Source organism: Micrococcus lacusdianchii (genome assembly GCF_023155805.1).
Taxonomy (GTDB): Bacteria; Actinomycetota; Actinomycetes; order Actinomycetales; family Micrococcaceae; genus Micrococcus; species Micrococcus lacusdianchii.
Window position 1 is genome coordinate 1 of the sequence record NZ_JAKNUW010000005.1, and the last position, 24,580, is coordinate 24,580.

At 73.1% G+C, this 24,580-nt stretch carries 22 protein-coding genes, 1 tRNA gene, 1 other RNA gene and 1 pseudogene; 15 read left to right on the plus strand and 10 right to left on the minus strand.

All coding sequences use genetic code 11. The annotated features are described in order from the left end of the window. A pseudogene (locus MA879_RS04175) lies at positions 1-131 on the minus strand (Cd(II)/Pb(II)-sensing metalloregulatory transcriptional regulator CmtR); the annotation flags it as partial. 192 nt (positions 132-323) lie between these two features. On the opposite strand from MA879_RS04175, the gene MA879_RS04180 reads away from it, so the two are divergent. Next, positions 324-896 (plus strand): recombinase family protein, encoded by a 573-nt coding sequence (locus MA879_RS04180; RefSeq protein WP_248123752.1) that lies wholly within the window; start codon positions 324-326, stop codon positions 894-896. 155 nt (positions 897-1,051) lie between these two features. Then, positions 1,052-2,473 (plus strand): hypothetical protein, encoded by a 1,422-nt coding sequence (locus tag MA879_RS04185; protein ID WP_248123754.1) that lies wholly within the window; start codon positions 1,052-1,054, stop codon positions 2,471-2,473. Between the two features lie 379 nt (positions 2,474-2,852). Here the strand turns inward: MA879_RS04185 and MA879_RS04190 are convergent. Beyond that, positions 2,853-2,937, minus strand: a tRNA-Ser gene (locus MA879_RS04190). Positions 2,938-3,089: 152 nt separating this feature from the next. Here MA879_RS04190 and ffs point away from each other — a divergent pair. Both ffs and gluQRS read left to right on the plus strand, forming a co-directional pair. Next, positions 3,090-3,186, plus strand: an RNA gene (gene ffs / locus MA879_RS04195) — signal recognition particle sRNA small type. Between the two features lie 24 nt (positions 3,187-3,210). Next, positions 3,211-4,194, plus strand: a complete 984-nt coding sequence (gene gluQRS, locus MA879_RS04200) for a tRNA glutamyl-Q(34) synthetase GluQRS (protein ID WP_248123756.1) — start codon at positions 3,211-3,213, stop codon at positions 4,192-4,194. A 16-nt stretch (positions 4,195-4,210) separates the two neighbouring features. Here the strand turns inward: gluQRS and MA879_RS04205 are convergent, their stop codons facing one another. Next, positions 4,211-4,873 (minus strand): malonic semialdehyde reductase, encoded by a 663-nt coding sequence (locus tag MA879_RS04205; protein WP_248123758.1) that lies wholly within the window; start codon positions 4,871-4,873, stop codon positions 4,211-4,213. Positions 4,874-4,973: 100 nt separating this feature from the next. Here MA879_RS04205 and MA879_RS12375 point away from each other — a divergent pair, with 100 nt between their 5' ends. Beyond that, a complete protein-coding gene (locus MA879_RS12375; protein ID WP_335342031.1) occupies positions 4,974-8,453 on the plus strand; it encodes a DNA polymerase III subunit gamma and tau in 3,480 nt (1,159 codons plus the stop codon). Positions 8,454-8,514: 61 nt separating this feature from the next. Next, positions 8,515-9,114 carry a recombination mediator RecR gene (recR, locus tag MA879_RS04220; protein ID WP_248123760.1) on the plus strand — a complete coding sequence of 200 codons (600 nt, stop codon included), beginning with the start codon at positions 8,515-8,517 and terminating at the stop codon, positions 9,112-9,114. A 12-nt stretch (positions 9,115-9,126) separates the two neighbouring features. Here recR and MA879_RS04225 read toward each other — a convergent pair whose 3' ends face one another. Both MA879_RS04225 and MA879_RS04230 read right to left on the minus strand, forming a co-directional pair. Beyond that, positions 9,127-10,386, minus strand: a complete 1,260-nt coding sequence (locus MA879_RS04225) for an ABC transporter permease (RefSeq protein ID WP_248123768.1) — start codon at positions 10,384-10,386, stop codon at positions 9,127-9,129. Further along, the gene (locus MA879_RS04230) at positions 10,383-11,375 is read right to left on the minus strand and encodes an ABC transporter ATP-binding protein (protein WP_248123776.1); all 993 of its coding nucleotides are present in this window, start codon (positions 11,373-11,375) and stop codon (positions 10,383-10,385) included. Before MA879_RS04230 ends, MA879_RS04225 begins: the two co-directional genes overlap by 4 nt. Before the next feature lie 216 nt (positions 11,376-11,591). Here MA879_RS04230 and MA879_RS04235 point away from each other — a divergent pair, with 216 nt between their 5' ends. Continuing rightward, the gene (locus MA879_RS04235; RefSeq protein ID WP_248123778.1) at positions 11,592-12,878 is read left to right on the plus strand and encodes an aspartate kinase; all 1,287 of its coding nucleotides are present in this window, start codon (positions 11,592-11,594) and stop codon (positions 12,876-12,878) included. Positions 12,879-13,052: 174 nt separating this feature from the next. On the opposite strand, the gene MA879_RS04240 is transcribed toward MA879_RS04235, so the two are convergent. After that, positions 13,053-16,031 (minus strand): S8 family serine peptidase, encoded by a 2,979-nt coding sequence (locus MA879_RS04240; RefSeq protein WP_248123780.1) that lies wholly within the window; start codon positions 16,029-16,031, stop codon positions 13,053-13,055. A gap of 226 nt (positions 16,032-16,257) precedes the next feature. On the opposite strand from MA879_RS04240, the gene MA879_RS04245 reads away from it, so the two are divergent. Next, positions 16,258-17,277 carry a 3-methyladenine DNA glycosylase gene (locus tag MA879_RS04245; RefSeq protein ID WP_248123782.1) on the plus strand — a complete coding sequence of 340 codons (1,020 nt, stop codon included), beginning with the start codon at positions 16,258-16,260 and terminating at the stop codon, positions 17,275-17,277. A gap of 9 nt (positions 17,278-17,286) precedes the next feature. Here MA879_RS04245 and MA879_RS04250 read toward each other — a convergent pair whose 3' ends face one another. Both MA879_RS04250 and MA879_RS04255 read right to left on the minus strand, forming a co-directional pair. Beyond that, complete coding sequence (locus tag MA879_RS04250; RefSeq protein ID WP_248123784.1) at positions 17,287-17,649, minus strand: VOC family protein; 363 nt, start codon at positions 17,647-17,649, stop codon at positions 17,287-17,289. A gap of 35 nt (positions 17,650-17,684) precedes the next feature. Further along, entirely contained in the window at positions 17,685-18,062 is a 378-nt protein-coding gene (locus tag MA879_RS04255; protein ID WP_087114446.1) for a VOC family protein, read from the minus strand. Positions 18,063-18,097: 35 nt separating this feature from the next. On the opposite strand from MA879_RS04255, the gene MA879_RS04260 reads away from it, so the two are divergent. From MA879_RS04260 to MA879_RS04275, 4 genes are all read left to right on the plus strand, one after another. After that, on the plus strand, positions 18,098-19,111 hold the full coding sequence (locus MA879_RS04260; protein ID WP_248123786.1) for a GNAT family N-acetyltransferase: 1,014 nt from the start codon (positions 18,098-18,100) through the stop codon (positions 19,109-19,111). A gap of 76 nt (positions 19,112-19,187) precedes the next feature. Then, the gene (locus tag MA879_RS04265) at positions 19,188-19,730 is read left to right on the plus strand and encodes a hypothetical protein (RefSeq protein ID WP_248123788.1); all 543 of its coding nucleotides are present in this window, start codon (positions 19,188-19,190) and stop codon (positions 19,728-19,730) included. A gap of 3 nt (positions 19,731-19,733) precedes the next feature. Beyond that, a complete protein-coding gene (locus MA879_RS04270; protein WP_135030728.1) occupies positions 19,734-19,931 on the plus strand; it encodes a helix-turn-helix transcriptional regulator in 198 nt (65 codons plus the stop codon). Between the two features lie 49 nt (positions 19,932-19,980). Beyond that, the gene (locus MA879_RS04275; RefSeq protein ID WP_248123790.1) at positions 19,981-20,130 is read left to right on the plus strand and encodes a hypothetical protein; all 150 of its coding nucleotides are present in this window, start codon (positions 19,981-19,983) and stop codon (positions 20,128-20,130) included. A 34-nt stretch (positions 20,131-20,164) separates the two neighbouring features. Here MA879_RS04275 and MA879_RS04280 read toward each other — a convergent pair whose 3' ends face one another. Then, a complete protein-coding gene (locus MA879_RS04280; protein WP_248123793.1) occupies positions 20,165-20,647 on the minus strand; it encodes a YchJ family protein in 483 nt (160 codons plus the stop codon). Between the two features lie 4 nt (positions 20,648-20,651). Continuing rightward, entirely contained in the window at positions 20,652-20,855 is a 204-nt protein-coding gene (locus MA879_RS04285; RefSeq protein WP_248123794.1) for a hypothetical protein, read from the minus strand. Positions 20,856-21,118: 263 nt separating this feature from the next. On the opposite strand from MA879_RS04285, the gene purS reads away from it, so the two are divergent. The 3 genes from purS to purL are packed head-to-tail and all read left to right on the plus strand — an operon-like array spanning position 21,119 to position 24,497. Then, positions 21,119-21,397 (plus strand): phosphoribosylformylglycinamidine synthase subunit PurS, encoded by a 279-nt coding sequence (gene purS / locus MA879_RS04290; protein WP_248123796.1) that lies wholly within the window; start codon positions 21,119-21,121, stop codon positions 21,395-21,397. Continuing rightward, positions 21,397-22,194, plus strand: coding sequence for a phosphoribosylformylglycinamidine synthase subunit PurQ (purQ, locus tag MA879_RS04295; RefSeq protein WP_248123797.1), 798 nt, complete (start codon positions 21,397-21,399; stop codon positions 22,192-22,194). The genes purS and purQ overlap by 1 nt, the downstream gene beginning before the upstream one ends. Further along, positions 22,191-24,497 (plus strand): phosphoribosylformylglycinamidine synthase subunit PurL, encoded by a 2,307-nt coding sequence (gene purL, locus MA879_RS04300; RefSeq protein WP_248123798.1) that lies wholly within the window; start codon positions 22,191-22,193, stop codon positions 24,495-24,497. Before purQ ends, purL begins: the two co-directional genes overlap by 4 nt. Positions 24,498-24,580 lie beyond the last annotated feature (83 nt).

Genomic DNA, 24,580 nt, shown 5'->3' on the forward strand with positions numbered 1-24,580 from the left:
AGATCTCGGGCCAGTTCCGCCGGGTAAGCGGGATGGTCGAGCAGGGTCAAGATGATCCGGGATCGAGTGGGGTCGGCCAGTGCACGACCCAGGCGGTTCATCACGTCGAGACGCGAAGCAATAGTCATCATGGACTGAACTATACAGCGTGAACTGAACACTCGGTCACAGGCGTCAGCCCAGATCGCATGCCCGTAAGGGGATCCTTCACCGTACGTCGAGCGAGCTCAGTCCTCGACGACTTCTTGTGAGGGATCGTCATGTACGCAAGACCCGTACGGTGACGTGGGCGGTGAGGGGAGGGTAACTGCAACAATGGGGACATGCATGTTGGCTACGCGCGCGTCTCGACTCTCGAGCAAGACCTCTCCGCCCAACGGGAAGCACTCGAGCGCCTCGGAGTCGAGAACAAGGACATCTACTTCGACCACGGCCTGACGGGAACGACCCGCGCCCGGCCCGGGCTGCGCGAAGCGCTCGCCGCGACCCGGGACGGCGACACCCTGGTGGTGACCAAGCTCGACCGGCTGGCCCGCTCGCTCCCGGACGCGAGGGACATCGCCGACGAGCTCACCACCAAGGGAGTGGCGCTCAGTCTCGGAGGCAGCGTCTACGACCCCAACGACGCCGTCGGCCGGTTACTGTTCAACGTGCTCGGCATGGTGGCCGAGTTTGAGGCGGACCTCATCCGCCTGCGCACTCGCGAAGGCATGGCCATCGCCAGATCCAAGGGCAAACTCAAAGGCAAGAAGCCCAAGCTCTCGCCCTCTCAGCGCAAGCACCTGCTGACGTTGCACGCCGCCGGCGAGCACGCCCAAGCCGAGCTGGCCGAGCTGTTCAACGTCTCCCGCACCACCATCTACCGCGAGCTGCGCCGCACCACGACCGACACCTGACCGCGCCTGCACCGCCACTGAGCGATCACAGAAACCCGCCACCAAGCCATCACATCCACAGGACTGGGTCGCCCGAGTCGTTGCCAAGAACCTATGGGTTGTGGCGGGAGGTTTCGAGAGCGGGGACGATCTCCCACCCCATAGACTCTTGAGTTGTGCCCAGTGCGAAGTACCCCATGCAGCTCCCGCGTGAGACCCCTACTCAGGTTCGGAGAACGAATCTAGATCCCGAGGGGAAGTTTCCTCATCCTTTGGTGGCATGCCTCGCGGAGGCGACGGTGTCGCCGGCAGAGGTCGATGTTTTCCCCATGGTGGTCCGAGCACAGCAGCCAGACGAGCTCCACCTTCCTGACTACGACCTGATCGTCTCGTTCGGCCAGCCAATCAATGGCGCCCAGGCGCCGGTCATCGTCTTCGGCCCCGTTGGCGGCCAACGTCTAGCCTGTCCGGAGGACTTCTTGCTTGAGGCTTCGTTCCACGGCTCAGTATTGGACGATGGCTACTCAGTTGAGACCCGGGAGACACAGCTGCGCTCGTTGATACAGGTGCCCCTGGCGGCAACACCTTGGAGGGATCTTCTCAAGGAAGGGCTCCAGCCGGCCATCTCAGCGAACCTGGGCAACCTTCACACCATTCAGACGTCTGACCTAGTGATCATGACCAGGGACAGCGAGCCGCAGATACAACACTGGTTGGGACCAGAGGAGGCGCTTACGCCGCTCCTGAAGTTCCAGGACGGCACGGTAATCGCCGCCATGGGGCTGACGGCAGAGCGCTTCCCCATCTTGTTCCTCCCGTCATGGACGCCAAACAAGCGCGCATGGCTGCTGACAGCATGGAGGGAGTGGGTCGCCGATGGCACCATAGATGCTCCTCCTCCCAGCGAAGGGTTCGACGACGCAGCCTGGACGACCGGGGCAGAGCTCCGAGAGCTGGAGGAAATCCATCGTCTTGAGCTCGATCTGCAGCGTGAGAAGGAGAGGTTGGGTCAGGCAATCGCGGCCGCGAAGGGTCGGTTAGCCGAGGCCTCAGAGGCTGCGGAATCGGGGGCGCGGCGTCTATTGACCAAGAACGGCGAAGACCTCGAATTGGCAGTGGAGGAGGCCCTCTCGGCCCTGGGCTTTGAGGTTACGCTTATGGATTCGGATGGGGTGGCCAAACTCGAGGACCTGCGGGTGAGTACAAGTTCCGGGACGTGGACCGCGCTTGTGGAGGTCAAGGGCTACTCCAAGGCTGGTAAGTCCAACGACTTCCAAAAGTTTGCCCGGTACAGCTCTGAGTACAGTCGCCAGACAAACATGCAACCGGACGCCTACTGGTACGTGGTAAATGCGTACATGGGACAACCTCCGGCCGCTCGGCCGGGCCCCTTCGAGTCAGTGCAGGACCACGTTCAAACCTTCAGCGAGGAGGGTGGTCTTGTAATTCCGACCGCAGAACTCTTCCGCCTGGTCAGGTCCGTCGAGGCCGGCGTTCTCACCACGGGGGCAGCGCAGGCCTCTCTTACTAGCCAGCGGGGTCTCTACAGTACAGATTCACTGACTCACGAGGCGTCTGATGGGGGCACTGCGGAGTAGACGGCAGTCCCCAGTCACCAGCACCAGGAACACCGGCGGCGACGGCCACGGGCATCTCGAACCGACCGACGTGTCCCCAGAGCTGGCCGACTACATACGCCACCTCACACTCGCAGCCGTCGCCTACCTCCTGGCTGAGGTCCAGCACACGCCCCCTCGACAGTGACTGCTGTACGGACCGGGGGACGTCGGTGACACCGCCCGCGGCCGAGGGCCACTTTTCGCGGGCCACACTGACTGACCTGCTCTGCGAAAAGTTCACCGCGTGTCGTGTGAAATCTTCACTGCATCTCGACAGCAGCGATGCCGTGACGTGGGACGACGGTGCCGGACACGACGAAGCCCCGGGACCGAACCGGTCCCGGGGCTTCGTGCTCCGCGGAGGATGGGGGATTTGAACCCCCGAGGGCGTGAACCCAACACGCGTTCCAGGCGTGCGCCATAGGCCGCTAGGCGAATCCTCCTTGGCGTGCCCCCGTGCGGCGGACCGCGCAAGGGCAGGCTCCATCATAACCAGATCGCCGCGCAGGGTGCCACTCGGGGCCGGGGGTGCCCGCGTCGGACCGCTGCCTCACGCGGGCGTCGCGCCCCGGGGGCGGCCACTGCTAGACTCTGGGACGGCCCCTCACGTGGTGTCATCTCGCCGAACTCCCCCAGGACCGGAAGGTAGCAAGGGTAGGTGGGCTCTGGCAGGTGCGTGAGGGGTCTTCGATTTCCCCGAGACCGAGGGAGGCCCCATGCCCGCCGGCCGATACGCCCCCTCCCCCACCGGGACCCTGCATCTGGGCAACCTGCGCACCGCGATCGTCGCGTGGCTCGCGGCCCGCGCGTCGGGCCGGGACTTCTGGCTGCGGATCGAGGACCTGGACCGCGTCCGCTCGGGCGCGGAGGCCGAGCAGCTGCGGGACCTGCGGGCCGTCGGCCTGGACTGGGACGCCGCACCCGTCCGCCAGTCCGAGCGCGCCCCCCGGTACGCGGACGCCGTCGCCGCCCTGCGTGCCGCCCACGGGCAGGACGCCGTCTACGAGTGCTTCTGCTCCCGGAAGGACATCGCGCAGGCCGGCTCCGCACCCCAGGCCGGGGACGAGACGGACGACGACGCGCCACCCGCCCCGCTGCGCCCGCCGGGCTTCTACCCCGGCACGTGCCGCGGGCTGACGGAGGCGGAGCGCGCCGTCCGCCGCCGCGAGCGCCCCGCCGCCCTCCGGATCGACGCGGCCCTGGTGGCTGGGCTGCCGGACGGGGCGGTCCCGGAGGCCTCCGCCCACGACCTGCTGCACGGCGAGGTCACGGGCCTGGTGGACGACCTGGTGCTGCGCCGCAACGACGGCGCGTGGGCGTACAACCTGGCGGTCGTCGTCGACGATGCAGCGCAGGGCGTGGACCAGGTGGTCCGCGGGGACGACCTACTCGACTCCGCGCCCCGGCAGCGCTGGCTGGCGGCGCGGATCGCGGAGGCGCAGGGACAGAAGGCCGCGCGGGTGGAGCACCTGCACGTGCCGCTGGTCCTCAACGCCGACGGACGGCGGCTGGCCAAGCGCGACGGCGCCGTGACCCTGGCAGACCTGGCCGCCGAGGACTCCGCCTGGACGCCGGAGGCCGTGCGGGACCGGCTCCTGGCGTCCCTGGGCCTGCCGGTCGGGCCGCTCTCCCATGCGGTGGCCGCGTTCGACCCGGCCGCGCTGCCGCGGGATCCGTGGGTGTTCCGCGGCCGACTGTGACGGCGGCCGCCGGGCCTCAGAGGACCTGCGCGGCCTGCTCGAACTCGAGCCGGCCCTGGCGCGGCTGCTGGGCGTTCTCGTCGTCGGCCGGGGCGTGGCCCACGTTGACGACCACGAGCGACTTCCAGGCGCGGTCCGCGTGGAACTCGGCGTCCACGCCGTCGTTCTTGAAGCCCGCCATGGGGCCGACCTCGAGACCGTGGGCGCGCAGGGCCATCAGCAGGTAGCCGATCTGGATGGCCGCGTTGAGCCGGCCCATTCCCTCGCGCATTGTCGGCCTGCCCTCGGCGTCCTGCTCGAAGCCCTCGCGGAACGGGGCCAGGTGACCCATGTGGCGGTGCCAGTCGAGGTCGTAGGAGGCGATCAGCGTCAGCGGCGCCCGCTCCGTCTTCTCCCTGTTGAAGGCGATCATGTGCGGGAGCAGACGCTGCTTCGCCTCGGGGGACGCGATGACGTCCAGGCGCAGCGGCTGGCTGTTCATGGCGGTCGGGGCCCAGCGCAGGTCCTCGTAGGCGCGGCGGACCAGCTCGAGGTCCACGGGCTCGTCCGCGAAGAGCTGGGTGGTGTGCCCGTCGAGGAAGAGATGGTCGATCGCCTCCCGGTCCAGCCGGCCGGTGTCGGCCCGTGGCTGCGTGGGGTGGGCGGTGTCCTCGGCGTCGTGGTGCATCTCCGCGGTCATGGCAGGGCCAACGCCGAGCGCCGCGGCCGGGATTCCCGGCACCGCCCTCCGCCGGTGGACGCCGCTATCGTGTCCGGACCCACCGGATAGGCTGACGCGGGTGAGCACCGCCCTGTACCGCCGCTACCGCCCCGACCGGTTCGAGGACGTGATCGGGCAGGACCACGTCACCGTGCCGCTCCGGACCGCGCTGTCCAAGGACCGCGTGAACCACGCCTATCTCTTCTCCGGCCCGCGCGGCTGCGGCAAGACCACCTCCGCCCGCATCCTGGCGCGCTGCCTGAACTGCGCGCAGGGCCCCACGCCCACCCCGTGCGGGGAGTGCGACTCGTGCCGGGACCTCGCCACCGGCGGCCCCGGCTCGCTGGACGTCCTCGAGATCGACGCCGCCAGCCACGGCGGAGTGGACGACGCGCGGGGACTGCGCGAGCGGGCCACGTTCGCCCCGGTGCGGGACCGCTACAAGATCCTCATCATCGACGAGGCCCACATGGTCACGGCGGCCGGCTTCAACGCGCTGCTGAAGATCGTGGAGGAGCCGCCGGAGCACCTGAAGTTCATCTTCGCCACCACGGAGCCGGACAAGGTGATCGGCACCATCCGCTCGCGCACGCACCACTACCCCTTCCGTCTGGTGCCGCCGGAGCCGCTCATCGCCCACCTGGAGCAGCTGTGCCAGGAGGAGGGCATCCGCGTGCAGCCCGGCGTGCTGCCGCTCGTGGTGCGCGCCGGCACGGGCTCGGTGCGGGACACCCTCTCCGTGCTGGACCAGCTGATCGGCGGCGCCCAGCAGGGGCAGGTCTCGTATGAGCTCGCCGTCAGCCTGCTCGGGTTCACCCCGGAGGCGCTGCTGGACGACGTGATCGACGCCGTCGCCGCGGAGGACACCCCCACCGTGTTCCGCGTGGCGGACCGCGTGGTGCAGTCCGGCCAGGACCCCCGCCGGTTCGTGGAGGACCTGCTGGACCGGTTCCGGGACCTGGTGATCGCCCGCGCCCTCCCCGACGAGGCCGGAGCCATCCTGCACGGCATGCCCGAGGACCAGGTCCGCCGCCTCGCCGCGCAGGCCGCCCAGCTCTCCCGGTCCGAGCTCTCCCGCCTCGCGGACGTGACCAACGTGGCGCTGACGGACATGGTGGGCGCCACGAGCCCCCGCCTGCACCTCGAGCTGCTCATGGCGCGCCTCATGCTGCCCGCCACGGATGACTCGCACCGCGGCCTCGCCGCCCGCCTGGAGGCCCTCGAGCGTCGCGTCGGCGCCGGCGCCCCCCTCACCGACGACGACGGCGTCCCCGCCGACACGGTCAGCACCCGGGGCACGGCGGATGGGGCCGCAGGGCTGAGCGGCGCCGCGCTCGCCCGCGCCGCTGCCCGGCGTGCCGAGACCGCCGCCGCCCCTGCCCCGGAGACCGCTGACACTCCGGCCCCCGCAGCGCCGACGGAGGACACCCGCCCGGCGCCGGTCGCGCCGGACACTCCGCGCCCGGCCGAGACCGGCGGGGGGACGGACGGGGAGGCCCCGGCGCGTCGTCCTGCGCCGGAGGCGGCGCCGACGTCGTCCGCAGGCCCCCGCACCGCGGAGGAGCCCCCCGCGCAGCGGGCCGCCGCACCGGCCGGGCCCGCAGCCGCGCCGATCCCCGCTGCCGCCGCGCCGAGCCAGGTGGAGAAGGTGCGCCGCGCGTGGCCGGACATCCTCGGGGCGATCGAGGACTCCTCACGCCTGGTGTGGATGCTGGTCAAGGACAACGCCTCGGTGGCGGGGTACGACGGCGACCTGCTCACCGTCGCGTTCACCCAGGACGGCCCGCGCCGGACCCTGCTCGCCCGTCAGGGGGACCAGGTCCTCGCGGAGGCCGTGCACCGCGTGCTCGGCATCCGGCCCGAGCTGGACCTCATCCTCGGCGGCGACGGCCCGCAGGACGGCGACCGCCCCGGCGGCGGGCCGTCCCGGCCGGACAGGCCCGCGCCCCCGCAGGGTCCGCAGCCGGGCCGAGGCTCCGCGCCCGAGAGTGCGGAGGAGCCGACGACGCCCCGGCCCTCGGCCGAGCGGGCCGCCCCTGCGCCGGCGGCCCCCGAGCGCCGGACCCCGGCCGAGCCGAGCCCGCCGTCCGCTCCGGCGGGGCGCACGTCCGCCCCGGAGGTCCCGGTGGCCACGTCCTGGCCCTCGCCTGCACCCACGCCTAGCGGGGCGACCCCGCCGCCGCCCGCCCGCACGGAGCAGCCCACGGGCCGGCCAGCACCGGCCCCGCCGTCCGGCGGGCCCGCCCCCACCGCGGCACGCCCCGCCGCCCCGGCGGAGGCCCGCTCGGCAACGCGCCCCGGACCCGCGGACACCACGCCCCCTGCGGCGCCCGCGCCGCAGGGCTGGGGCCGCGCGGACGAGGAGCCCCCCGCCTGGGAGGACGCCCCGCCACCGCCCGAGGACCCGTGGGACGACCTGCCGGAGTTCGACCCGGACGCGGACATGGAGGACTCCCCCGGCCCCGAGGGCTGGACTCCGGACCAGGACGGCGCGGAGGGCTCCGACCGCGCGGCCCCCGCCGCGCCCGCCCTGGACGTGCCGACCCCGCAGGACTGGGGCGCCCCCGCCGGGCAGGGAGCCGCCGCACCGTCGTCGCCCGCGCCGGACCAGCCTGCCGAGGCGCCCCCCGCCCCCAGCGACGCCGACGTGCGCCGCGCCTACGACCCGGGCCCGCTCGTCCGCGAGGAGGAGCACACCATTCCCGTGTTCGCGAAGCCCGAGGCCGAGCTGCGCGCCGAGTTCGCCGCCCGCTTCGGCGGTACGCGGCCGGCCGGCTTCGACGCCGATCGCGCGGCGGAGCAGGCGGACGACTCCCCCTCCGGGGACGACGACGCCGACCCCGACCGACCCGGAGCGGCCGTCCGCGCCGCCCTGGCCGGGGAGCCGGACCGGTACGGGCAGGACGCCGCCGAGCACGCGGCGGAGGAGGAGGCCGGCGTCCGGGAGGACCCGCAGGCCGCCGCCTCCGGTACGGAGGATCCCGTCTCCGCATCTCCGGCCCGCCCCACCGCGGATGACACGCCGGACCCCGGCGTTCCCGCGGAGCACCACGACGACGCCGAGGGTGACTCCGGGGGCGGCCGCACCGGGGCACCGACCCGCGCCCCCGGTGAGGGCCGCGGCTCCGGCCACCCGGACAGCTGGTTCGGCGCGCTCATGGAGCGGCTCGAGGCGGGGGGCCCGCTCGACCCCCCGGTCAACGCGGGGCGGCCCGGACCGGACTCCGCGGCGGGCCCCGGCGGGCGGCCCAGCGCCGCCGCGCTCGGCGGACCGGACGGGTCAGACCCCGCACCGCCCACGGGCACCGTCGACGTCGACCCCCGGGCAGCTGCCATCCGTGCCGCCCGCGAGGCGGCACGCGGCGGCGGGGCGAGGCTGGACGGCGACGCGCCCGCCGGCCCCGCTGCGGCGTCCGCCCCGTCCGTAGACTGGTCGGACGAGGTGGCGAGCGAGGACGACGTGTCCCTCGAGGAGTCCGGCCTGGTCGGCCGGCCGGTGGTCGAGCGCCTGCTGGGCGCGCGCCTGCTCGAGGAGCGGCCCCACGAGGGCGGCTTCTGACCCACCACAGCACCCGCAGGAGGACGGGCACCCGCGTGCCCCCAGGAGAGGACGGTGAGACGTGTACGACGGTGCCGTCCAGGAGCTGATCGACGAGCTCGGCCGACTTCCGGGCATCGGCCCCAAGTCCGCCCAGCGCATCGCCTTCCACATCATGGAGGCGGACGCCGCGGACATGCTCCGCCTGGCGGAGGCGATCCGCACCGTCAAGGACAAGGTGCGGCTGTGCACCGTGTGCTTCAACGTGTCCGAGGACGAGGTCTGCCGCCTCTGCCGGGACGAGCGTCGGGACCGCACCCAGATCTGCGTGGTGGAGGAGTCCCAGGACGTCATGGCCATGGAGCGCACCCGCGCCTTCTCCGGGCGGTACCACGTGCTCGGCGGCTCCATCAATCCGATCGCGGGCATCGGCCCGGAGCAGCTGCACGTGCGGGAGCTGCTCACCCGGCTCCAGGACGAGACCGTCCAGGAGGTCATCCTCGCCACGGACCCGAACCTCGAGGGGGAGGCCACCGCCACCTACCTGGGCCGACTCCTCGGCGCCACCGGGATCCGCGTCACCCGGCTCGCCTCCGGCCTGCCGGTGGGCGGCGACCTCGAGTACGCGGACGAGGTCACCCTCGGCCGCGCCTTCGAGGGCCGCCGCCCGATCGCCGGCTGAGCCCGCCCCCGCTCAGGCCACCCGCGTGCCGGCGGCGAGCTGCCCGGCCGGAGTGTCCAGCCGTCGGTGGCCCCACCACAGCAGGCCCGCGGTCAGCGCACCCTGCATGGCCAGGCCCAGCGGCCACATGGGCCACGTCTCCTCGCGGGTCGGCATCACGTTCGGGTCGATCCCGCGCAGCTCGCCGTCGAGGCACTCCACCGACGCCCGCGGATCCCGCTGCGCCTGCCGGTACACCGCTGACAGCCAGTTCAGCGGGCCGGCCTCCGGGGCGGAGCCGGCCGACGACCCGCCCGGACGGACGATCCACGGGGAGGCGTCCGCCACCACCACGAAGGGGTTCGGCGCCACAAGCCAGGCCACCCGGCGCCCGTCGGGGACCTCCTGGTCCAGCACCGGGCCCACGCACCGGTCGGCGATGTTGTCGTATGCCTGGGGGAACTGCCGCTGCTGCTCGGCGTAGTAGGCCGCCCAGTCGTCGTCGCTCATCGACGCCGCCTCCTCCTCGGAGAGGTTCTCCTCCGGGTACGCGTGCTCGGGCTGGCTCGCCTGCACGGTCATCGAGGTGAACTGCATCGACAGCACGAGCGCCACCACGGAGCCGATGGTCAGGGCCGCCACGAGCAGGTACGTCACCACCACGGCGAACAGGGTGCGCCCGGCGATCGCGGAGACGGCCACACCGATCCCGGTGACCACCGCGAACTCCACGAGGATCATCAGGATCCCGACCAGGACGTACAGGGGAGGGACCCGCCCCACGACGGCGGCGACCACCAACCACGGCAGGGCCGCCGCCACGAACGCGGCCGAGGCGATCCAGGCCGCCAGCCACTTGCCGGCCATGAGCTGCCATGTGGACAGCAGCGTCACCTGGGTGATCGCGAGCGTGCCCCCCGCCCGGTCACCGGAGATCGCGTTGGCCGCCAGCGCCGGCGCCACGAGCAGGGCGAGGGTGAGGGCGAACATGAGGACGCCGTCGAACATCCACTGCCCGGCCGTGCGCAGCGCGGCCTCCTGGTCGGCGGCGGTCATGCCGGTCATCTCCCCGGCGCTGAGGGCGCGCAGCCCCAGGGCCCCGAGGGTGACAGCCCCGACCAGCAGGAAGAACAGGCCCAGCAGCACGTACCAGCCGCGGGAGCGCAGCCGCTGACGCAGCTCCATGCCCACCACGGTGCGCAGGGCGGCGCCGCCGGACAGGCCCGCGGGACCCGTGCCGGGATCCTGCGGCGCGGCGTCGGGGGTGGGGCGGGTGTCCAGTGCGGTGCTCATGCGCGGTCTCCTTCGATGGGCTGGGGGCGGGCGCCGCCGTCGAGGGCGAGGTCCAGGTAGGCGTTCTCGAGGCGCGAGCCCTCGGGGGCGAGGCGGCTGACCGGCACGCCGGCGGCCACCAGGTCCGCCAGCAGCGCCGCCGCGGCGTCCTCGCCGCGCAGGCGCACCACGACGCCGGGCCGGTGCCGCTCGGGGCCGGCCTCCAGGGGCACGCCGCGCGCCTCGAGGGCGCGGACCAGCTCGGGCAGGCGCGAGGGGTCGGGCCCGGCGATCCGGTAGGGCCGCTCGCCGGCGGCGTCGTCCGACCCGGTGAGGTCCTTGACGGCCACCGTGGCCCCCGCGTTGACGAACACCGCGCGGTCGGCCATCTCCTCGAGCTCGGACAGCACGTGTGAGGAGACCAGGACGGCGGTGCCCTGCGCGGCCATGGCGCGGACGTCGTCGCGCAGGCGCAGCCGGGAGGTGGGGTCCAGCCCGTTGGCGGGCTCGTCCAGCATGAGGACCGCGGGCCGGTGCACCGTGGCCCGGGCCAGGGACAGGCGCTGCTGCTGGCCGCGGGAGAGCACGCGCGCGGGCCGGTCGGCGAACTCCTCGAGCCCCACCCAGGCCAGCTGCTCGCGCGCGCGGGCGGCGGCGTCGGCGGCGCGCATCCCGTACAGCCGGCCCAGGCTGGTGAGGATGTCCCGACACGTCAGGGCCTCCCACACGCCGAGGGTGTCCGGCATCCAGCCCAGGCGGGCGCGGGCGGCCGCCGGGTCGGTCATGGCGTCCACGCCCGCCACGCACACGGACCCCCGGTCCGGGCGCAGCAGGGTGGCGAGGATCAGCATCAGCGTGGTCTTGCCGGACCCGTTGGGGCCCACGAGGGCGGTCACGGACCCGGCGGGGGCGGTCAGAGAGACGTCCCGGACCGCATGCACGGCGCCGAAGGACCGCGCCAGGCCGTGGGCGGTGATGCCGCCGGGGGCGGGGAGGGCTGTGGTGGTCATGCCCCCCATCCTGGGCCCCGCTCGGCGGCCGGGGATCCGACCACGGGATGATCCCCGCTCCCCCCGCCTCGTCCACGGGGCGGACGTCCGGTGTCACCCGCCGGTCGCCGCCGGCGCGCGACCCTAGACTGGCTCCAGCCACCGCCCGGCGCCGGTCCCCTCCGGACCGCCCGGTCCCGGCCCCGTCCGCCTCCCCGTCCGGAAGGATCCTCTCCCGTGAGCCTGATCGTCCAGAAGTTCGGCGGCTCCTCCGTGGCCGACGCCGAGGGCATCCAGCGCGTGGCCCGCCGCGTCGTCGCCACGCAGCGCGCCGGCCACGAGGTCTGCGTGGTGGTGTCCGCCATGGGCGACACCACGGACGAGCTGCTCGACCTCGCCGCCGAGCTCACCGACGACGCCCCCGCGCGCGAGATGGACATCCTGCTGTCCGCAGGTGAGCGCATCTCCATGTCCCTCCTGGCCATGGCCATCGACGCCCAGGGCGTGGAGGCCCGTTCCTTCACCGGCTCCCAGGCCGGCATGATGACGGACGCCTCCTACGGCCGCGCGCGGATCGTGAAGGTCAGCCCGGACCGGGTGCGCCAGGCCCTCGACGCCGGCTCGGTGGCCATCGTCGCCGGATTCCAGGGCATGAGCCCCGAGTCGAAGGACATCACCACCATGGGCCGCGGCGGCTCGGACACCACCGCGGTGGCGCTGGCGGCCGCGCTCGGCGCGGACGTCTGCGAAATCTACACGGACGTGGACGGCGTGTACTCGGCGGACCCGCGCGTCGTGCCCTCGGCCCGCAAGCTCGGGCGCCTCTCCTCAGAGGAGACCCTCGAGCTGGCCGCCTCCGGCGCCAAGGTCCTGCACCTGCGCTCCGTGGAGTACGCCCGCCGGTTCGGCGTGCCGATCCATGTGCGCTCCTCCTTCTCCGACCACGAGGGCACCTGGATCATGCCCGACCCGAACGACACCATCACCCTCGAGGAAGGCGCTCCCATGGAACAGCCCATCGTCTCCGGCGTGGCCCACGACCGGTCCGAGGCCAAGGTCACGATCGTCGGCGTCCCGGACGTGCCCGGCAAGGCCGCCGAGATCTTCCGCGTGATCGCCGAGACCAACGTGAACATCGACATGATCGTGCAGAACGTGTCCCGCCAGGGCTCGGGCCGGACGGACATCTCCTTCACCCTGCCGCTCGTGGAGGGCAAGGATGCCATGGCCGCGCTGCAGGCCGCGCAGGAGACCATCGGCTTCGAGGAGATCGTCCCGGACCGGGAGATCGGCAAGCTCTCCCTGATCGGCGCGGGCATGCGCTCCAACCCCGGCATCTCGGCGACCTTCTTCAAGGCCCTCTCCGACGCCGGTGTGAACGTGGACCTCATCTCCACCTCGGAGATCCGCATCTCCGTGGTCACCTCCGAGGACAAGCTCGACGACGCCGTCCGCGCCGTGCACACCGCCTTCGGCCTGGACACGGACGTCGAGGCCACCGTGTACGGCGGCACCGGGCGCTGACCGGGCGACCACGACGCGCGACGCCCGCCCCGGACGGACCGGGGCGGGCGTCGTCGTCTCCGGGAGGCCCACCCCCGGCACGACGCCGCCCCCGCACCTTCGTGGAGAAGGTGCGGGGGCGGCGTCGTGCCGGGGTGCCCGTCAGAGGCGGGCAGACCCGTCAGGGGCGGGCAATCAAGGGACGACCGTCACCTCGACGTCGGTGGCGACGCCCTCGGCCCACTGGACCTGGCCGCGCCAGGTGCCGGAGGTCAGGCCCGCCCAGGACACGGTGGCCTCGGTCTCCTCACCCACGGTCACGGGGACCGGGTTCGGGGTGACCGTGAGGTTGCCGGCGTCCGAGGTCAGCTGCACGGTCTCCAGGGACGCGGTGTCCGCGCCCGCCGGGTTCGCGTAGAGCTGGGTCAGCACCAGGTAGGTGCCGGGCTCCGGGTTCTGGATGGTCACGGACTCGTCGGAGGACTCCGTGGCGGACGCCAGCTGCTGGCCGGAGGGCGTCTGCACCAGCATGTCCCAGTCGGCGGTGTCCACGCCGGAGTCCACCGCGAAGGTCACGGACTCCACGCCCTCGCCCACGGTGACCTGGGTGACCTTGGAGGCGCCGGGCTCGAGCGTGACCGCCTGAGCGTCCACCTTGTTCAGGCCCAGCACGGTGGGGGTGAGCTCGCCGGTGAAGCCGGGCTCGAGGGTGACCTGCTCGGAGCCGGAGGCCCCGGTGCCCTGTACGGCGGTCTCGGCGATGGCCGGGACCGACTTGAGGGTGATCGGCGAGGTCACCGTGGGGACGGCCTTGCCCTTGGCGGTGGACCAGGAGAAGGAGCCGTGGGCCCACTCGTTCAGGGCCGCGTCGGTGCGGGTGACCGTGAGGGTGATCTCGGCCGACTGGCCGGCCTTCAGGTCCAGCACGGACGGGGACGCGGTGACGTCGTAGCCGGGCATGTCCTCGGAGAACTGCCAGCGGCCGTTCTCGAGGGCGGTCACGGTGCGCGTGATCGTGGTGGTGCCCAGCACGTCCGGGATGGCCACGGACGCCAGGTTGACGTCACGGCCGCGCAGCTCGCCCATGATCAGGGCGTCCCACTGCTCGGCTCCCGACTCGTAGACCAGGCCCGGACGGGCGGCGGCCTTCGGGTCGGCCGAGCCGGCACCGGTGGCGAAGTTGTCCTCGTTGACGGAGCCGTCCGCGTCGTAGACGTCACCGGCCGAGGTCATGAGGGCCGACTTCACGGCCATCGGGGACCAGTCGGGGTACTTGCCGATGAGCAGGGACGCCATGCCCGCCAGGTTCGGCGAGGCCATGGAGGTGCCGGACATGAGGCCGAAGGTGTTGCCGTCGTAGGACGGGTCCAGCGGGGAGACGCCGGCGATCACGTTGACGCCCGGGGCGGCCACGTCCGGCTTGAGGAACTCCTGGTTCACGGCGTTGGACGGGCCGCGCGAGGAGAACCCGGCGATCTGCGGCAGCGGCTCCTCCGGCAGGCCGGTGGTGTCCTGCGGGACGATCGTGGCCGTGTAGTCGCCGTTCTTGACCTTCTCGATCAGGGAGGCGTCGTTGGTGTGCACGGTGGGCACGGAGTGGATGTCCGCGTCCAGGGAGCCCGGGGTCACGTTCACGAGGATCATGCCGATGCCGCCGGCCTCGGCCACGGCCTTGGACTTGTCCACGCGGGCGATCGCGCCGCGCTCGCAGAGCACGATCTTGCCGGCGGTCTTGGCCGGGTCGAGCGAGCCGGGCACGCAGAGGCGGGCGTCCTCGGCGCTGGCGCCCGCGGCCGCCACCTCGCTGGAGTGCACGACCTCGGCCGGGCCGACGCCGGTGCGGGCCGAGGATGCACCGCGCACCTTGGTGCCGTCGGAGAGCTCCACGGTGCCGGTCAGCTCGTTGGAGAACGTCTCGGCGGCCACGGTGGTGACCCACGGGGAGGAGTGGTTCACGGTGTTCGCCGTGGGGCCGGAGTTGCCGCCCGAGGCGGAGACGAAGATCCCGGCCTCGGCGGCGGAGCGGAAGGCCATGGCCACCGGGTCCACCACGGAGGTGTTGTTGCCGGAGATGGAGTAGTTGATCACGTCCACGTTGTTCTCGATGGCCTGCTCCACGGCGGCCACGGAGGCGGAGGTGTAGCAGCCGCCCGTGTCCGGGTCGGTGTCCTCCCAGCAGATCTTGTAGGAGATCAGCTTCGCGGCCGGGGCCACGCCCGCGCCGGTGCCGAAGGAGTCCCCGTTGATGGCCTGCTCGACGTCCGTGTTGCCGACGATCGTGGTGGCCACATGGGTGCCGTGGGAGAACACGCCCAGCGGGGAGATCCGCTCGGCGGGGTCGCGCTGGTCCACCGGGACGTACTTCTCGAAGTCCTCGGAGAACGCGTAGGCGCCCAGCAGCTTGGAGTCACAGGAGGAGGCCGGGAAGTCCGGGCCGGTCTCGCACTCGGCGACGGCGGTGGTGCCGTCCGCCTTGAGCATCGCGATCTGGCCGTCCGCCGTGCGGTACGGCTCGCCGACCTTCGGCTTGCCCTTCAGCGGGCCCACCGGCTCCCCGTCGATGTAGGGGTTGTCCGGGTGGATGCCGGAGTCGATCACGCCGACGACCACGCCCTTGCCGGCGTTGACCGGCTTGCCGTAGGTGGTGTTCCAGGTGCCCTTCTTGCCGGGCAGGCCGAGGAACTCGGTGGAGGTGTAGTCCGGGGCCACCTGCTCGTCCGGGGTGACGGCGAGGACCGAGGGGTCCTTCGCCAGGGTGGCGGCCTGGTCGGCGGACAGCTCGGCCACGAACGCGTTGACGGCGCGCTGGAACTGGAGCTTCGGCTCCACGCCGGCCTGGGCGGCCAGCTTGGCCTGCTGGCGCTCGAGCTTGGCCTCGTAGGCCTTCACGCGCGGGTGCGAGGGGTCGAACTTCGCCTTCGGTGCGGCGCCGGGCGTGATCTGCGCACCCTCGGCGACCACGGACGGGGCCTCCTTGAGGACCACGAAGTAGCGGCCGGCCTCGAAGACGCCGGTCTGGCGCAGGGGGCCCTGCGGGCTCTGGGCGACGGCGCCGTCGCCCAGGTCGAGAGCGCCGGCGGGGACGGCGAGTGCGGGGGCGGCCACGAGGCCGAGGCCGGCGACGGCGGCGGCCAGGCGCCGGAAGCGCGGAGCGGGGGTGGTGGAACGGGGCATGGGGCCTCCGCCTTTCTCATCACGAGGGGTGCGAGTCCGGCCGTCCACCTCCGTCTCGCCTCCGGATGAGGGGCGAGGATGTGAGGCGGACCACAGACGGTGAGTGGAATGTACACCCTGACGCACGGGCGGCGCCAGGCGGACGTCCAGAGTGCGGACAGAGGGTTCATGCGGCGACGCAGGACGCCGAGACCGGGGCCTCCCCGTCCGGGAGAATGGTCCCGCCATGCCCTCCCCTGACCATTCCCCCCTCGCCCCGTCCGCCCGTCCCCTGACTGTCCTGGCACCCGGGGCCTGGCGCGCTCGCGCCCGGGCCCACCGCGAGCGCATCGCCCGCCGCACCGACCCGCTGGTGGCCCTGCGCATGCGCGGCGAGAAGCACCCCGTGCAGGACTTCCTGTTCGGCTACTACACCCACTCCCCCGCGGCGCTGCAGCGCTGGCACCCGGGCGCCGGCGTCGTTCTGGCGGACTGCGACGGCGCCGCGGCCGCCGCCGAGGCCGCCGAGCTCGGCACGGCGCCCCGAGGCGAGTGGAAGCACTGGCGACGCATCGAGGCGGGCGAGGCGCCCGGCGTCGTGCTGGAGGGGCGCGAGGTGGGCGGCTGGGCCGTGGACGTGCCGGCGTTCCTGGCGGACCGCGCGTCGGGGGCCGCGTTCACCCGGGAGCTGCTGGCGCGCACGGCGGAGCGGGCGCCGCGGCTGGGGTGCTTCGGGCTGCACGAATGGGCCATGGCCTACCGGTCGGACGTGCACGGAGTGCGGCACTCCCAGCTGCCGCTGCGGCTCGGCGCGGCGGGGACGGACGCCGTGGTGGAGGGCTCGCGGATCCGCTGCACCCACTTCGACGCGTTCCGGTTCTTCGCCCCCGAGGCACGGGGGCTGAACGAGGGCGAGGGCGGCGTGCTACCCACCCGGGAGGGGATGCGGGAGATGGAGCAGCCCGGCTGCCTGCACGCCGGGATGGACCTGTACAAGTGGGCGTACAAGCTCGTGCCGCTCGTGGACTCGGACCTGCTGGCCGACTGCTTCGACCTCGCGTGGGACATCCGGCGCCTGGACATGGAGGCCTCCCCGTACGACCTGACAGGCGTGGACGATCTGTCCGACGGCGTCGGGGGCTACGAGGCCGTGCGGATCGAGGAGCCGGCCGGGCGCACCGAGTACGCCCGGCGGCAGCGGGAGTTCGCCGAGCGGGGCCAGGCGCTGCGGATAAGGCTGCTGGCGGTGCTGGACGCAGCGGTCTGACCGGCGGGGTCAGCCGTCGAGGATGCAGAACTCGTTGCCCTCGGGGTCCGCGAGCACGGCCCAGCCGAGATCGCCGCGACGGTCGTCGACGACGACGGCACCCAGCGCGAGGGCCCGCGCGATCTCCGCGTCCCGGGTGGACGGGGCCTGCGCCCGCAGGTCCATGTGGGCCCGGTTCTTCACGCGCTTGGCGTCCGGCACCCGGAAGAACAGCACCACCTGACCCTCGGGGCCGACGATCGAGCACTCGTCCGAGCCGGGCGCGTAGCAGTCCGGCTCGTCCACGTCCCAGCCGAGCAGCCCCCGCCAGAACTCGGCGACGGCGAACGGGTCCAGGGCGTCCCACGTGGTGTGGGAGAGACGCAGTGACATGACGGACTCCTCGGGACGGGGCGGGGCGGGTGCGCTCACTCGGGCACGCTGACGAGACAGAACGGGTGGCCCTGGGGATCGGCGAACACCCGCCAGCCCTTCGGGCCGGGGTTCTGCACCTCGGTCAGCGGGCGCGCGCCGGCGTCGAGGACCCGGGCGGTGGCCTCCTCGAGGTCCGCCACCAGCAGGTCGAGGTGAGCATGCTGCTCACCGCGTTCACCCGGCCACGGGGGCGCTTCGTATCCCGGGACCTCATGGAAGGTCAGCCGCCCGACCGGAGCCCATTCGAGCGTGATCCAGCCGTCGTCGCCCGTCGGGTCGGGCAGGTCCAGGATGCGCCGCCAGAAGTCGGCGAGCGCCCGCGCGTCCGCGCACTGGATGACGAGCTGGGTGAGGGTCCCGACGGCGGCCATGCGCCCAACCTAACCGCGGCCGGTACCCTCGCGCCATGATCGTGCACATCACCCTGCCGGCGGACTGGGCCGAGGCCCGCCGCACGGGCCGCTACGCGGTGTCCACGCGCGGCGCCACGTTCCCCGAGGTCGGCTTCCTGCACGCCTCCGAGGACGCCCGGCAGGCCGCGGCCGTGGCCGCGGTGGCGTACGCAGACCGCCCGGACGCGTTCCTCGCCGCCCTGGACGAGAAGGCTCTCGCCGAGTCCGGCTTCGCGGTGCGCCGCGAGCCCGGCGACCCCACCGACCCGTCCTCCGAGCTCTACCCTCACGTCCACCCCGGCACGGTGGCCTGGGACCACGTCCCCGTGCAGATGATGACGCCGGTCGCCATCCCTGGGGCTGAGGCCCGCGTGCTCCGTCAGGACACCGCCGAGGCCGCCGCTCTGCAGGACGCAGGGTGGACGGTGCGGTCTCGGTCCTGGGGCGCCCGGCTGCACCTGGCCGACGACGCCGGCCTCACCCCCTACCGCGACCTCGTCGCCGCGGTGGAGGCGCAGGGGGTCGAGGTGCGGGTGGTGGAGGCTGCGGACCTGTCCGCCCTGCGCGCTCTCGACGCCGAGGCCGCCCCACGCTTCCCGCGTACCGACGGCTCGTTCCACACGCCCTTGCCGGAAGACCTCGAGGCGCGGATCGCCGGGGAGGACGGCGTCGCCGTCGGCGCGTTCGCGGGCGCGGAGCTGATCGGCTTCACCCTGCTGAATCGCGTGGAGGACGGACGAGGGGAGGTCCGGTGGGACGTGGACCGGACGGCGGTCCGCCAGGGGCATGAGGGCAGGGGCGTGGGCAAGGCCGTGAAGGCGGCCTCGGCGCTGGCCACCCATGCCCGGGGCGGACGGGTCTGGGGGACCGGCGGGGCCGAGGTCAACACGGCCGCGCTGCGGATGAACAAGGCCCTCGGCTTCGAGCTCGAGCCGTTGTGGCTGGCCCTCGTGCCGCCGGCCCCGGCCCACGCTCGGGAGACGTCCAGTGACACCACCGGGAGCGAAGAGGAAGTCAAGGGTGCTTGACGTACAGCGTGCTTGACTGTCAAGCTTGCTTCACATCGCCGGGCACGGGGCCCGGCCCCGCACGAAGGAGCAGGCCATGACCTCCCCGCACACCCACGACGTCGCCACCCCCGCCACCGAGGCGCCCCGCACCACCACCGACCCCCGACGGGACACGCGCCCCCGCTGGGGCAGGTCCGCTCGGCTCGGCGGCGGCACGGGACGGCTGCTCCTCATGAGCCTGGTGCTGGGCCTGCTCATCGCCCTGCTGATCGGCGCCGCCGCCTACGGCCTGGCCACCCTGCGCGACCAGCCGGACGCTCGCTACCCCTGGATCATGGGCCTCATCATGGCGGCCACGTCCCTGCCGATCGGCGCCGGCGTCGCCTGGTTCTTGCTCGTGGATCGCACGACCGTCCGCGGCGCGATCCGGGACACCGAGGAGACCGTCGAGGGCCGCTGGCTGGAGAAGGCGCAGTCCGGGGCGTTCGGTGACCTGCTCGTGGTGATCGGGCTGGGCACGTTCGTGATCGGCATGACCGGGTGGCAGCCGTCCCCGTCCCTGACGGGTGCCACCCTGATCGTCGTCGCCGCAGCCTCCGCCGCGGTCCGCTACCTGCTGCAGAAGCGGCGGGGCTGAGCCGTGGAGAACTCGATCCCCGCCGAGCGCGCCCGGCTGGGCTGGTCCCAGCAGCGGCTCGCCGACGAGCTCGGCGTCTCCCGCCAGACCGTCATCTCCCTGGAGAAGGGCCGCTACGACCCCTCGCTCCCCCTCGCCTTCCGCCTGGCCGCCGTGTTCGGCCGGCGCATCGAGGACCTGTTCACCCCGGACGCGGACTGACCCGCCCGTAGACTGGCCCGACCCCGACCGGCCCCACCCCAGGAGCACCATGACCGGCCTTCCCCCCGAGCTGCGCGACGCCGACCTCACCCCGGACGACTCCCCGCGCCGCACCCGGCCGGTGGTCACGATCGTCGCCCTGCTGTGCATCGTCGGGCTGGTGTTCAGCGTGGCCGCCGGGTTCCTCTCCGCCTTCTGATCCGCGCCGCTCCCGACGACGACGCGCGGCCGGCTCAGCCGGCGACGTCCCCGTCCACGTAGCGCCACACCCCGTCCTCGCGGCGGAACCGGCTGCGCTCGGTCAGGCGCACGCGTGCCCCGGAGGCGTCCCGGCCGAGCGCCGTGAATGTGACCGTGCCGACCGAGTCGAAGGGTCCACCGCCGGTCGTGTCCGTGACCGCCAGGCGGGTGAAGCGGATGGCCGGGTCGCCCGGGGACAGGGTCAGGTCCGCCGGGGACGGTCGCGTCTCGGCCGCCCAGGTGGCGCGCAGGTAGGCGACCATCGCGGTGACGGTGCGCGCGCCGTCGTCGGACGTGGGATCCGCCGCGCCGAGACGGGCGAACGCCGTGTACCGCGAGCGCATGAGGTCCTCGGCCGTGGGCGCGGCGAGGGTGCCGTCCGCGGCGTGGCGCGCGTGCCAGCGGCCGCAGCACTCGGGGTACGGCAGGCCCCGGCCGCAGGGGCACGGCTCGGCGGCGGGCTGCGCGGAGGCCACCGGGTCAGGCGCGATCGGCGGCGGCGCGGCGACGTCCGGCGCGGGCGCGCATCCGCCGGATCGCGGAGAGCGCGACGCCGCCGAGGGCCAGCACCATGGCCGGACCCAACGGGCTGACGGGGCGCACGCGCCCGGAGTCGGAGGCGACGGCGGCGCGACGGCCGGAACTCAGGCGGGCGGGACGGCGGGGGATGCGGGCCAGGATCATGCGTCCAGGCTAATCCGGGCCACTCCCGTCGGGTCGACATCGGTTCGCAGGGTCGCCCTGATTCAGGACGACCCTGCGAAAGAGCGTCGACCCCGTGGATAGGGCTGGTCGGGCGGGGAGGACGACGCCGCACGCCCCCTCGGTAGACTGGCGGGGCAAGCTCGCGGAGCGTCCGGATCCCCGGCGTGAGACGGCACCACCGCTCTCTTCTGTCTGCCCCGGAGCACCACCCGCACGGCCCCCTCACATACCAGGAGCGTTGGATGCCCATCATCGTCGTCGACGTCATGCCCAAGCCCGAGATCCTCGACCCGCAGGGCAAGGCGATCAACGGCGCCCTGCCGCGGCTCGGCTTCACCGAGTTCAGCCAGGTCCGCCAGGGCAAGCGCTTCGAGCTGACCGTGGAGGGCAAGGTCACGGAGCAGATCCTGGACCAGGCCCGCCGGGCGGCCGAGGAGCTGCTGTCCAACCCGGTCATCGAGGACGTGGTGAACGTCGCGGTGATCGACGAGTCCGAGACCAACGACGAGGCCCACGCCTGATGACCACGGACCTCCCCCTGATCGGCGACTACTCGACGCCGCAGACCCCGCTGAACGGCGCCCGCATCGGCGTCGTCACCTTCCCCGGCACGCTCGACGACGTCGACGCCCTGCGCGCGGTGCGCCTCACCGGCGCCGAGGCCGTGTCCCTGTGGCACGCCGACGACGACGCCGCGGCCACGCTCGCCGGCCTCGACGCCGTGGTGATCCCCGGCGGCTTCTCCTACGGCGACTACCTCCGCGCCGGTGCGATCTCCCGGTTCGCCCCCATGATGACCGCCGTGGCCGAGGCCGCGGGCGGCCCCGAGGGCTCCGCGGACGGCCTGCCGGTGCTCGGCATCTGCAACGGCTTCCAGATCCTCACCGAGTCCCACCTGCTGCCGGGCTCCATGATCAAGAACGACCACCTGCACTTCCTCTGCCGGGACCAGCAGCTGCGCGTGGAGAACACGGACACCGCCTGGACCCGCGACTTCGAGCCGGGCCAGACCATCACCGTGCCCCTGAAGAACCAGGACGGCCAGTACGTGGCGGACGAGGCCACCCTGGACCGTCTCGAGGGCGAGGGCCGCGTGGTGTTCCGCTACGTGGGCTGGAACCCGAACGGCTCGCGCCGGGACATCGCCGGCATCGCCAACCCCGCGGGCAACGTGGTCGGCCTGATGCCGCACCCGGAGCACGCGATCGAGGTGGGCTTCGGCCCGGACACCGAGCACGGCGTCCGCACGGGCACCGACGGCCTGTCCTTCTTCACCTCCGTCCTGACCACCCTCGCGAGCCGGGGAGGCGCCGCATGAGCCAGCAGTTCAGCATCGAGACGGTCGAGCAGGCCGCCGCGCACCCGGACCTCGAGCAGCCCTGGGCCGAGCTCGGCCTCAAGGAGGACGAGTACGCCCGGATCCGCGAGATCCTGGGCCGCCGCCCCACCGCGGCGGAGCTGGCCATGTACTCCGTGATGTGGTCCGAGCACTGCTCCTACAAGTCCTCCAAGGTGCACCTGCGCCAGTTCGGCGAGAAGCTCACCGAGGAGATGACGCGCCACATGATGGTCGGCATCGGCGAGAACGCCGGCGTCACCGACCTCGGCGACGGCTGGGCCGTGACCTTCAAGGTCGAGTCCCACAACCACCCGTCCTTCGTGGAGCCGTACCAGGGCGCCGCCACCGGCATCGGCGGCATCGTGCGGGACATCATCTCGATGGGCGCCCGTCCCGTGGCCGTCATGGACCCGCTGCGGTTCGGCGCGATCGACCACCCGGACACCGCGCGCGTGGTGCACGGCGTCGTCGCGGGCATCGGCGGCTACGGCAACTCGCTGGGCCTGCCGAACATCGGCGGTGAGGTCGCCTTCGACGCCTCGTACCAGGGCAACCCGCTGGTCAACGCCCTGGCGGTGGGCGTGCTCAAGCACGAGGACCTGCGCCTGGCCAACGCGTCCGGCGTGGGGAACAAGGTGGTCCTGTTCGGCGCTCGCACCGGCGGGGACGGGATCGGCGGCGCCTCGGTGCTCGCCTCGGAGTCCTTCGACGACGGCGGCAAGCCCGCCAAGCGCCCCTCGGTGCAGGTGGGCGACCCGTTCGCAGAGAAGGTGCTGATCGAGTGCTGCCTGGAGCTGTTCCGGGACTCCCTCGTGGAGGGCATCCAGGACCTCGGCGCGGCCGGCATCTCCTGCGCCACCTCGGAGCTGGCCTCCAACGGCGAGGGCGGCATGCGCGTGGAGCTGACCCACGTGCTGCTGCGCGACCCCACGCTGACCCCGGGCGAGATCCTCATGTCCGAGTCGCAGGAGCGGATGATGGCCGTCGTGACGCCCGAGAACGTGGCCGCGTTCGAGGCCGTCATGGCGAAGTGGGACGTGGAGCACTCCTGGCTCGGCGAGGTCACCGGCGACGGCCGGCTCGTCATCACCTGGGACGGCGAGACCATCGTGGACGTCGACCCGCGCACCGTGGCCCACGACGGCCCCGTGTACGAGCGCCCGTACCACCGCCCCTCCTTCCAGGACGCGCTGCAGGCGGACACCTTCCGCTCCTCCGCGGCCGGGCAGGACCTGCCGGCCACGGGCGAGGAGCTGCGCGCCGCCGTCGTCGAGCTGATGTCCTCCCCGAACCTGGCGGACGTCTCCTGGATCACGCGCCAGTACGACCGCTACGTCCGCGGCAACACCGCCCTGTCCGCTCCCGACGACGCCGGCGTGGTCCGCGTGGACGAGGAGACCGGCATGGGCGTGGCCGTGGCCACGGACTGCAACGACCGCTACGCCTACCTGGACCCGTACGCGGGCGCCCAGCTGTCCCTCGCGGAGGCCTACCGCAACGTGACCACGGTGGGCGCCGTGCCGCTCGCCGTCACCGACTGCCTCAACTTCGGCTCCCCCGAGGACCCGGAGGTGATGTGGCAGTTCGCCGAGGCCGTGCGCGGCCTCGCGGACGCCTGCCAGGAGCTCGGCGTGCCCGTCACCGGCGGCAACGTGTCCCTGTACAACCAGACCGGCGGCGTCGCGATCCACCCGACGCCCACCGTGGGCGTGCTGGGCCGCTTCGACGACGTCCTGCGCCGCACGCCCTCCGGCTTCGGCCGGGACGCGGACGGCCAGGCCGTGTACCTGCTGGGCGAGACCCGCGACGAGCTGGACGGCTCCGAGTACGCGAACCTGCGCGGCCACCTCGGCGGCGTGCCCCCGCGTGTGGACCTGGCCCGGGAGCGGCTGCTGGGCGAGCTGCTGGTGAACATGTCCCGGGACGGCATGGTCGACGCCGCGCATGACGTCTCCAAGGGCGGCCTCGCGGCCACGCTCGCGGACATGGTGCTGCGCTTCGGCGTCGGCGCCCGGATCGTGCTGGACGAGATCGTGCGCCGCGACGGCGTGGACGCCTTCACCGCCCTGTTCTCCGAGACCCAGGGCCGCACCGTGGTCTCCGTGCCCCGCACCGAGGAGGTCCGCTTCACGGACATGACCACGGCGCGCGGCTACACCGTCACGCGCCTGGGCGTGGTGGACGCCGAGTCCGGGGCCCTCGAGGTGCAGGGCCACTTCACCCTGCCGATCGCCGAACTGCGCGAGGCCTGGGAGGCCACGCTGCCGAGGCACTTCGGCTGATCCGGGCTCCCGGCGGGCATGCGCCGGCCGCCCCGCGGGCGGGAGAGGGGATCCCCTCTCCCGCCCGCGGCGTCCCACCCCTG